This is a genomic window from Clostridium amazonense, from assembly GCF_056431285.1.
Window position 1 is genome coordinate 219,029 of record NZ_JBWKMH010000006.1, and the last position, 10,605, is coordinate 229,633.

Annotated in this window: 9 protein-coding genes, 1 tRNA gene and 1 other annotated feature; all 10 genes read left to right on the forward strand. The window is 29.8% G+C overall.

Translation table 11 applies throughout. The features are described 5' to 3' along the window. The 10 genes from AC07E4_RS03695 (at position 1) to murD (ending at position 9,820) form a co-directional block, all read left to right on the forward strand. Positions 1-1,137 (forward strand): sodium ion-translocating decarboxylase subunit beta, encoded by a 1,137-nt coding sequence (locus AC07E4_RS03695; protein WP_040330848.1) that lies wholly within the window; start codon positions 1-3, stop codon positions 1,135-1,137. Positions 1,138-1,232: 95 nt separating this feature from the next. Beyond that, complete coding sequence (locus tag AC07E4_RS03700; RefSeq protein WP_478215761.1) at positions 1,233-1,415, forward strand: hypothetical protein; 183 nt, start codon at positions 1,233-1,235, stop codon at positions 1,413-1,415. Between the two features lies 1 nt (position 1,416). Then, positions 1,417-1,614, forward strand: a complete 198-nt coding sequence (locus AC07E4_RS03705; protein WP_040330846.1) for a hypothetical protein — start codon at positions 1,417-1,419, stop codon at positions 1,612-1,614. A gap of 528 nt (positions 1,615-2,142) precedes the next feature. Continuing rightward, a complete protein-coding gene (locus tag AC07E4_RS03710) occupies positions 2,143-2,922 on the forward strand; it encodes a type III pantothenate kinase (protein ID WP_040330844.1) in 780 nt (259 codons plus the stop codon). Positions 2,923-2,930: 8 nt separating this feature from the next. Continuing rightward, positions 2,931-3,905: a tRNA dihydrouridine synthase DusB gene (gene dusB, locus AC07E4_RS03715; protein WP_478215762.1), complete on the forward strand. Its 975-nt coding sequence runs from the start codon at positions 2,931-2,933 to the stop codon at positions 3,903-3,905. Between the two features lie 161 nt (positions 3,906-4,066). Continuing rightward, a complete protein-coding gene (gene greA / locus AC07E4_RS03720) occupies positions 4,067-4,549 on the forward strand; it encodes a transcription elongation factor GreA (RefSeq protein WP_478215763.1) in 483 nt (160 codons plus the stop codon). Between the two features lie 37 nt (positions 4,550-4,586). Beyond that, complete coding sequence (gene lysS / locus AC07E4_RS03725; RefSeq protein WP_478215767.1) at positions 4,587-6,095, forward strand: lysine--tRNA ligase; 1,509 nt, start codon at positions 4,587-4,589, stop codon at positions 6,093-6,095. A gap of 116 nt (positions 6,096-6,211) precedes the next feature. Beyond that, a tRNA-Asn gene (locus AC07E4_RS03730) sits at positions 6,212-6,286 on the forward strand. Positions 6,287-6,385: 99 nt separating this feature from the next. Beyond that, positions 6,386-6,550 (forward strand) — a binding site (T-box leader). A 49-nt stretch (positions 6,551-6,599) separates the two neighbouring features. After that, positions 6,600-7,988 carry a glycine--tRNA ligase gene (locus tag AC07E4_RS03735; protein WP_478215764.1) on the forward strand — a complete coding sequence of 463 codons (1,389 nt, stop codon included), beginning with the start codon at positions 6,600-6,602 and terminating at the stop codon, positions 7,986-7,988. Positions 7,989-8,443: 455 nt separating this feature from the next. After that, on the forward strand, positions 8,444-9,820 hold the full coding sequence (murD, locus tag AC07E4_RS03740) for a UDP-N-acetylmuramoyl-L-alanine--D-glutamate ligase (RefSeq protein WP_040330839.1): 1,377 nt from the start codon (positions 8,444-8,446) through the stop codon (positions 9,818-9,820). Positions 9,821-10,605: the final 785 nt, after the last annotated feature.

Genomic DNA, 10,605 nt, shown 5'->3' on the forward strand with positions numbered 1-10,605 from the left:
ATGAATATTTTAGAAGTTCTAAAAGACCTTATAGCTTCCTCTGGATTCGCAGCATTAACATATAAAGAATTAATAATGTTTGTAATAATAGGTGTTTTAATATACTTAGCTATAGTAAAACAATTTGAACCATTATTACTATTGCCAATTGCCTTTGGAATGCTTTTAACTAACTTGCCAGTAGCAGACATTATGGCAGCTCCAGCACATGGTGAGGCAGGAGGACTGTTGTATTACTTGTCTAGAGGTGTTAAGTGGGAGATATTCCCGCCATTAATATTCTTGGGTGTAGGAGCCATGACAGACTTTGGTCCGTTACTTGCAAACCCATCTAGCGTACTAATGGGTGCAGGAGCTCAATTTGGAGTATTCTTTGCATTTACAGTTGCTATGTTATTTGGATTTACACCACAAGAAGCAGCTTCAATAGGAATAATAGGTGGAGCAGATGGTCCTACAGCAATATTTTTAACTAATAAATTAGCTCCAGACTTACTTGGACCTATAGCTGTAGCGGCATATTCATATATGGCACTAGTACCGATGATACAACCACCGATAATGAAAGCATTAACAACAGAAAAAGAAAGAACAGTAAAAATGGGAGGATTAAGACAAGTATCAAAAGCTGAGAAAGTTATTTTCCCAATAGTAGTTGCGATGCTTGTAATATTATTCTTACCATCATTAAAACCATTAGTTGGTATGTTAATGCTTGGTAACTTATTTAAAGAATCAGGAGTTGTTGGAAGACTTGCAGACACAGCTCAAAATGCATTAATAAATATAATTACTATATTCTTAGGTTTATCAGTTGGAGCAACTGCAAAAGCAGAAGTTTTCTTAACTCCAAAAACTATAGGTATAATAGTAATCGGAGTATTAGCATTTTCTATTGCAACAGCATCAGGTGTTATAATAGGAAAAATAATGTATAAAGTAACTAAAGGAAAGATAAATCCACTTATAGGATCAGCTGGAGTTTCAGCAGTTCCAATGGCAGCAAGGGTATCTCAAGTTGTGGGACAAAAATATGATCCTACAAACTTCTTACTTATGAATGCTATGGGACCAAACGTTGCTGGTGTTATAGGTAGTGCTGTTGCAGCAGGTGTACTTCTTTCAATGTTTGGTTAAAGTGAATAAAATATGAATTATTAAGGTATATATCCAAAAGGGGTATATACCTTTTTTATATTGACCATAATAAAAGAAAAAGGAGTGATTCACTTATGATATTTCAAAACAAAAATGATATAAGAGGAGTTATTGAAAAAGAGGAAGTGCTTATTGGAAAGTATAAAAAATACTTGGAACACTCAAGTGATGAAGTGGCTATAAACTCTTTAGAGGGTTTAATTAATAAGCACAGCAATCATATTGAAGCATTACAAAATATGTTAGGGGGTAATTAACGTGCAGCTTAACAATAAGAATAAAGATGCAATAAATGTTGTAGCAGGATATGTAAAAAACAAAGAAGAAAGTTTGAAAGACGCATATAAAAGACTAGTAATGAATTCAAGAGAAGGTAGCTTTAAACAAGAAATATATGAAATATTAAAAGATGAAGAAGAAATAATTAATACCTTACCGAAATTTGAAATGTCATAAAAGAACACTTAAATATTTAATAAAGCTAACAGTTAGATGATAACCAGGATTTAGTATTGTTAGCAAAGTAACAATAAATATAATTAATTTAATGAGATTAATCAAGAATTTAAATAATACTCTTGATTAATCTTATTAAAGTTAATAAAAAGTAGCTACAGGAATACAAGTTGAAACTTTAAGTTATTTATTAAAATTTGAACTTGTAACCCTAGATGTTATAAAAAATTAATATGTAATGTATATAATTATAGAAAATTTAACAAATGCACTTACAGATGGTTAGTTTACTAATTGTATAATTGTATTATTATAATGTACAATTTGTGAATAATGTATTAAAATAAATAAGGGTAAGAGAAAATAAACTATGTTAAAGCCTTAAATTTAAGCTGTTAAAGCTAGTTAAATACTTGACAAAATATATTAAGTTGTTAAAATTAAATTATTAATTTACACATTTACTTATTAACATAATCTATAAAGCAGCTCTAAGGGCTGCTTTTAATTGTATAGAGGTGGATTTAAATGATTTTTGTTTTAGATGTTGGAAATACCAATATAGTTTTAGGGATATATAGAGATAAAAAATTAATAGCCGATTGGAGATTATCTACTGATCATAAGAGAAGTGCAGATGAGTATGGTATACAAGTTAGACAATTATTTGAACAAAATAATATAAATAAAGATGATATAAAAGGAATAATAATTTCATCAGTTGTACCTAATATTATGTATTCATTAGAACATATGATTAGAAAGTATTTTGGCAAAAATCCTATAGTTGTAGGACCTGGAGTGAAAACAGGAATAAATATTAAATATGATAATCCAAAAGAAGTTGGAGCAGATAGAATAGTAAATGCAGTAGCGGCCTTTGAAAAATATAAAAAAGCTATGATAATAATAGACTTTGGAACTGCCACTACATTTTGTGCTATAAACAAAAATGGAGATTATTTAGGTGGTACAATTTGTCCAGGAATAAAAATAGCATCAGATGCATTGTTTGAAAGAGCTGCAAAACTTCCAAGAGTAGAACTTGTTAAGCCAGAAACTGTAATATGTAAAAATACTGTTTCAAGTATGCAAGCAGGCATAATATATGGATACGTTGGTCAAGTTGATTATATAGTAGAAAAAATGAAACAAGAAATGATTGATAAAGGTGAAGAGGATCCTATAGTTATTGCAACAGGGGGTCTGGCTACATTAATATCAGAAGAATCGAAGTATGTAGATAAAATAGAACCAATTTTAACATTAGATGGACTTAGAATTATATATGAAAAGAACAAGGAATAGGTGATTTTATGGATATAGCAAATCTTCATTTTGAAAATGAGGTGTTTTTAGCACCTATGGCAGGAGTTACAGATATAGCCTATAGAGGCATTTGTAAACAAATGGGATGTGGACTCGTGTATACAGAAATGGTAAGTGCTAAGGGATTATTCTATGGAAGTAAAAATACTGAAGTTTTAATGAGAGTTGCAGATGAGGAAAAACCAGTAGCTATTCAAGTATTCGGTAATGATCCTAAAATTATGGCTTATGCTGCTAGTGTATTTAGTGAAAATGATGATATACGTATAATAGATATAAATATGGGGTGTCCAGTGCCTAAAATTGTGAAAAATGGAGAAGGCTCTGCACTAATGAAAAATCCTAAGTTAGCATCTGAAATAGTAAGTGAAATGAAAAAGGTAAGTAAAAAGCCTATCACAGTTAAATTTAGAAAAGGTTTTGATGAAGACAACATAAATGCTGTTGAATTTGCAAAAGCTTTAGAAGAAGCAGGAGCTGATGCTATAGCTGTACATGGAAGAACACGTGAGCAAATGTACAATGGAAGTGCAGATTGGGATATAATTAGAAAAGTTAAGGAAGCTGTGAAAATACCTGTTATAGGAAATGGAGATGTATTTTCTTATGAAGATGCTCTAAACATAAAAAAGCATACTAATTGTGATGCAATAATGATTGCAAGAGGAGCTATGGGTAACCCATGGTTGTTTAGGGAAATACAAGCAGCTTTAGATGGAAAAGAAGTTGTAGGACCAACAGGAGTAGAAAAAGTTGAAATGTGCATAAATCATTTAAATTTGGCCGTTAAATATTTTGAAGAGAAAAAGGCTATAAGAGAAATGAGAAAGCATATAGCATGGTATATAAAAGGATTAAAGTATTGTACAGATATTAAGGACAAAGTAAACTCAGCAGTAACTTATGATGAGCTGATGAGTATACTAATTGAATATAAAAGTGTATTTGTGGATAATATATAAGAATATGTTGTTATAATAGGAAAGCATGCACATATACTTTTATTGACACAACTAAATAGCTGATTTATAATAACTTAAAGTATTGGTAAATACACAAGTCGCGAATTTAAAGTAAGAAATTAGAATAAATTTAATTATAAATAATTAAAGGGGAGAAAGACATGAGTGATTCAAAGAAGTATGTAATGACCTATGAAGGTGTTAAAAAGCTAGAAGAGGAATTAGAATATTTAAAAACAGTAAAGAGGAAAGAAATAACTGAGAAGATAAAAGTTGCACTAGGATACGGAGATTTAAGTGAGAACTCTGAGTATGATGAAGCTAAAAATGAACAAGCTTTTGTTGAAGGTAGAATAATACAACTTGAAAATATGCTAAGAAATGCAAATGTAGTAGATGAATCAGAGTTAGACAAAGATATAGTTGGTGTAGGATCTACTGTAAAAGTTATGGATTATGACTTTGATGAAGAAGTTGACTTTTTAATAGTAGGATCAGCTGAAGCAGATCCAATGGAAAATAAAATTTCTAATGAATCACCAGTAGGAAGTGCTCTTTTAGGAAAAAGAGTAGGGGAAATGGTAGAAGTAGCTATTCCAGATGGAGTAAGCAAATATAAAATACTTGAGATTAAAAGAGCATAGGGGGGAATAACCAATGGCAGAAAACAATTCAAATACTATTGATGAAGAATTAATAGATATAAAAGCTAAAGAAGAAGAATTTAATGAACAAGTAAGAATTAGAAGAGAAAAACTTGCGGAGCTTCAAGCAGCAGGAAAAGATCCTTTTGATGTCTATAAAGTTAATAGAACTCACACATCACAAGAAGTTAAAGACAATTTTGAAAGCTTAGGTGAAGAAAGAGTAACTATAGCAGGAAGATTAATGTCAAAAAGACTTCAAGGAAAAGCTGGATTCTGTGATGTACACGATAGATATGGAAAAATCCAAGTGTATATAAGACTAGATGCAGTTGGAGAAGAGTCATTCAAAGATGCTAAGACATTTGATATTGGAGATTTTGTTAGAATTAAAGGAACTGCATTTGTAACTAAAACAGGTGAGACTTCAATTCGTGCAGAAGAAGTTCAATTAATAAGTAAATCTTTAAAACCATTACCAGAAAAATGGCATGGACTTAAAAATCCAGATTTAAAATACAGACAAAGAGAAGTAGATCTTGTAATGAATAAAGAAGTTAGAGAAACATTTATTAAGAGATCTCAAATTATAAAAGGTGTAAGAGAGTTCCTTGACAACAGAGGATACATAGAAGTTGAAACACCTATACTATCACCAATAGCTGGAGGAGCTGCAGCTAGACCATTTATAACACATCATAATACATTAGATATAGACATGTATTTAAGAATAGCTACAGAGTTATACTTAAAGAGATGTATAGTTGGTGGATTTGAAAAAGTTTATGATATGGGTAAAAACTTCAGAAATGAAGGAATGAGTATAAGACATAACCCAGAATTCACATGTATAGAATTATATGAAGCTTATGCAGATTATAATGACATGATGGAAATAATGGAACAACTTATTGCCTATGTTTGTGAAAAGGTTAATGGCTCAACAAAAGTAATGTATGAAGATACAGAAATAGATTTCACACCACCATGGAGAAGATTAACTATGGTTGATGCTGTTAAAGAATATGCTGGTGTTGATTTCAATGAAATAAAAACAGATGAAGAAGCTCAAGCTATAGCAAAAGAGAAACACTTAGAATTCAAAAAAGAATTAAAAGACTGTACAAAGGCAGATGTATTAAATGCACTATTTGAAGAATATGGTGAAAAGAATTTAATACAACCAACATTCCTTTGTGATTACCCAGTTGAAATATCACCACTAACTAAAAAGAAACGTGGAAATGAAGAGTTTACAGAGAGATTTGAAGGATTTGTTTATGGTAGAGAAGTATGTAATGCTTACTCAGAATTAAATGATCCTATAGTTCAAAGATCTAGATTTGAACAACAAGAACAAGAAAGAGAACTTGGAGATGATGAAGCATACATGATAGATGAAGAGTTTATGAATGCTTTAGAAATAGGTATGCCTCCAACAGGTGGATTAGGAATAGGAATAGATAGAATGATAATGTTCTTAACAAATGCTACATCTATTAAAGATGTAATCTTATTCCCTACAATGAAACCATTAAATAAATAATGTATACTATGGGTGGGAATAATAATTCCTACCCTTTTATAAAAAATTATAAAAAACTGAAAAAAGTATTGCAAAATATTATTGATTTGTATATAATTACAGTATAAGATAAATATTCCGCGATAGCTCAACGGTGGAGCACTCGGCTGTTAACCGATAGGTTGAAGGTTCGAATCCTTTTCGCGGAGCCAAATTGATATTTAAAGCAGTACTTATGTATTGCTTTTTTAGTATAACAATAATTATCTTGACAATATTAATGTTTTTGATAAAATTATTTATATAATTTAATATGTATGATGATAAAGAGGAGTAACAATAAAACTTTTATAGAGAGATGATGGTTGGTGAAAATCATTAAAGAGTTATTGTGAAGGGCGCTTTTGAGTACTGAATATGAAAGTTGAGCTATTGCTAATAAGGGTGGAACCGCGGAATTAAATTTCGTCCCTTAAATAAGTAATAGTTTTTTTATTTTAATAAATAAATAGAGGAGGAATTTTCATGGCTGAAGTAACTATGGATAAAATTATTAGTTTATGTAAAAATAGAGGATTTATATTTGCTGGATCTGAAATATATGGAGGTTTAGCTAACTCATGGGATTACGGTCCTTTAGGTGTAGAATTTAAAAACAATGTAAAAAAAGCTTGGTGGAAAAAATTTGTTCAAGAAAGTCCTTACAATGTAGGATTAGATTGTTCTATATTAATGAATCCACAAGTTTGGGTTGCTACAGGTCATGTTGGCGGATTCTCAGATCCTTTAATGGATTGTAAAGATTGTAAAGCTAGATTTAGAGCTGACAAATTAGTAGAAGATTATATGACATCACAAGGAGCAGAAGTTGCTGTTGCTGATGGATGGAGTAATGAAGAATATAAAAAATATATAGAAGAACATGAAATAGTTTGTCCTAAATGTGGAAAGAAAAACTTCACAGACATAAGAAAGTTTAATCTTATGTTTAAAACTTTCCAAGGAATAACTGAAGATAATAAATCAGAAATATATTTAAGACCAGAGACTGCTCAAGGTATATTTGTAAACTTTAAAAGTACTCAAAGAGCATCAAGAAAGAAAGTACCTTTTGGTATAGCTCAAATAGGTAAATCTTTTAGAAATGAAATAACTCCAGGTAACTTTACTTTCAGAACAAGAGAGTTTGAACAAATGGAGCTTGAATTCTTCTGTAAACCAGGAACTGATTTAGAATGGTTTGATTATTGGAAAGAATACTGTAAAAAATTCTTATTTGACCTAGGAATGAAAGAAGATTCATTAAGATTTAGAGACCACAGTCAAGAGGAGTTATCATTCTATAGTAATGCAACATGTGATATAGAATATTTATTCCCATTTGGATGGGGAGAACTTTGGGGTATAGCAGATAGAACTGACTATGACTTAAAGAGACATATGGAACATTCAGGAGAAGATATGAACTATCTAGATCCAACAACAAATGAAAGATATATACCATATGTAATAGAACCATCTTTAGGTGCTGATAGGGTAACACTAGCATTCTTAATAAATGCATATGAAGAGCAAGAATTAGAAGGTGGAGATTCTAGAAATGTATTACACTTACACCCAGCTCTTGCACCATTTAAAGCAGCTGTATTACCGCTAAGTAAGAAATTAAGTGAAAAAGCATTAGAAGTACACAGCATGCTTGCTAAAAAATTCAATGTTGAATATGATGAAGCTGGAAGTATAGGTAAGAGATATAGAAGAGAAGATGAAATAGGAACACCTTTCTGCATTACTGTTGATTTTGACACTATGGAAGATAATACAGTAACAGTTAGAGATAGAGATACTATGGAACAAGTTAGAATATCTATAGATGAACTAGCTAAGTATATAGAAGAAAGAGTAGAATTCTAAGATAACTATATATTGTATGAATAAATAAAAAAAACTCAACAAATTATTTGTTGAGTTTTTAATTATATTTAAGAATAAAAAAAATAACCGGATAAAAATCCGGTAAAAAATAGGGTTTAATCATGGGGATATGTTATGTGTTATGTTAAAACTTTGGGGAATCATTTTAACATATTCCTTACGGCACAACCAAAGTATAGCACTATAATGGGTAAACGTGCAATATAAAAATGATAAGTTTATATATTAAATAAATTCTCAAAATTTCGACATGAACAAACAAAGACATGAACTTAAAAAAAGGCCTAAAATATGAAATGATATAAAATGAAAGAAAATTATCACAATTAAAGCATGTAAATTTTAAAAGCAAAGGAAAAAATGATATAATGATATTAAATAGAATGTGTAAGGCATAATTAAAATTACGACTAATCTCGGAGGAGAAAATAGAAATGAAAAAAGATTTTAATGAATTCAAGAAATATATAAAAAACAAGAATATTGCTGTAGTTGGCATAGGGGTTAGTAATATACCACTAATAGAGTTTTTAGTATCATTAGGGGGAAAGGTTACTGCATTTGATAAAAAAGAGGAAAATGAACTTAAAGAAGTTGTAGATAAATATTCAAAACTTGGTGTTAAGTTTCAATTAGGAAAAGATTATTTAGCAAATCTAACAGGATTTGAAGTGGTTTTCAAAACTCCATCTATGAGAATTGATAGTGAAGCATTAGTTAAGGTTAAAGAAGAGGGTGCATATGTAACTTCTGAAATGGAGGAGTTTGTAAGATATTGTCCTGCTAAAGTATACGGAATAACAGGTAGTGATGGAAAGACAACGACAACAACTCTTATATATAAAATTTTAAAGGAAGCTGGATATACCACTTGGGTAGGTGGAAATATAGGAGCACCATTATTTGCAAATATAGAGAAGATGACAAAGAATGATAGAGTTGTATTAGAACTTTCAAGTTTTCAACTTATGACTATGGATACATCAACAGATGTGGCTGTAGTAACAAATTTATCTCCTAATCACTTAGATATGCATAAAGATATGAATGAATATGTAGATAGTAAGAAAAATGTATTTAAGTATCAAGAAAGTGAAAATTTATTAGTTCTTAACCTTGATAATGATATAACTAATAAAATGATTAGTGAAGCAAAAGGTAGAGTATATACATTCACTAGAAAATCAGAAGATAGTGATGCTATATATAAAGATGGCGGATTATATGTTAAAGGTAAGTTAGTTTGTAAAAGGGAAGATATAAAACTGAAAGGACTACACAATGTTGAAAACTTATTGGCTGCATTTGCTGCAACTTGTGATGAAGTAAGTGTAGAGTCAATGAAAAATGTAGCTATTACATTTGGGGGAGTAGAGCATAGAAGCGAATTTATAAGAAAAATAGATGGTGTTGAATACTACAATGATTCTATAGCATCAAGTCCAACTAGAACATTGGCAAGTATTAAAGCTTTTGAAAAACCTGTAATTCTTATTGCTGGTGGATATGATAAGAACTTACCGTTTGAACCCTTAGCATTTGAAGGATATAGCTTTATAAAACACCTAATAGTATTAGGTGCAACAAAAGATAAGATAAAAGAACAATTTTCTAGACTAGAAAAAGAAAAGGGAATAGTAGTTCCAATTAACACAGTATCAACACTTGAAGAAGCTGTAGAAGTTGCAAGAGAAATAGCTAAAGAGGGAGATATTGTAACACTATCACCAGCGTGTGCAAGTTTTGATATGTTCCCTAACTTTATGGAAAGAGGAAATAAGTTTAAAAAATTAATTAAGGAAATAAAATAATATAAATATAGAAATAAGTTTTAATTGTTATAAATTAAAACTTATTTTTATTATAAGGAAACAAGTTGAAAAATGGAATTATTCTAATTGAGAGAGAATAAATTGATTAAAGATTATATAAAAACATAGTTTTTATGGAGTTCTAGCCATAAATATTAAGAACGAAGTGAGTGATATTCACCATCACTATTCACTATTCACTCTTACTTTTTACTTGGTGCTCAACATTATAATAGAATAAACTGTAAGCTTAATAGTATCATTTGATAAATGTATTATTTTAAATTTAAACCCTATATTAACATTTTCAATAAAGATGGAGCAATAAATTTTAAGAAATATAGCTTAAAAGTATAGTTAAATAGGCATAATATAAAAATAAAGCAAAAACTACCCCTAGTGTATCAATAAATGAATTTAAGAAAAAAAAAGAGAAAAAAAGAGATATAAGTGAATAATTTTATTAAATCGGTGGGAGAATAATTATATAATAGAATAAATACTAATATAATAAATCTTGTCGCTGCGAGACATCAGCAAGTTGTTGAGGGAAAAGCAGTGAATTGTTTTAAAAATAACTTGAAAAAAGTTATTGACAATAAAAAAACAAAATGTTATTATAAATAAGCAGTCGATAATGACTGACAAAAAAGTAACAAATTGGTCTTTGAAAATTAAACAGATAATATATAGGTAAAACCAGTTAATTCATTGAGATTCTAATCAAATTAGAAGATCACATCGAAAGATGTAAAATTGACTATTATAGTCAGCAAACTTGAGAT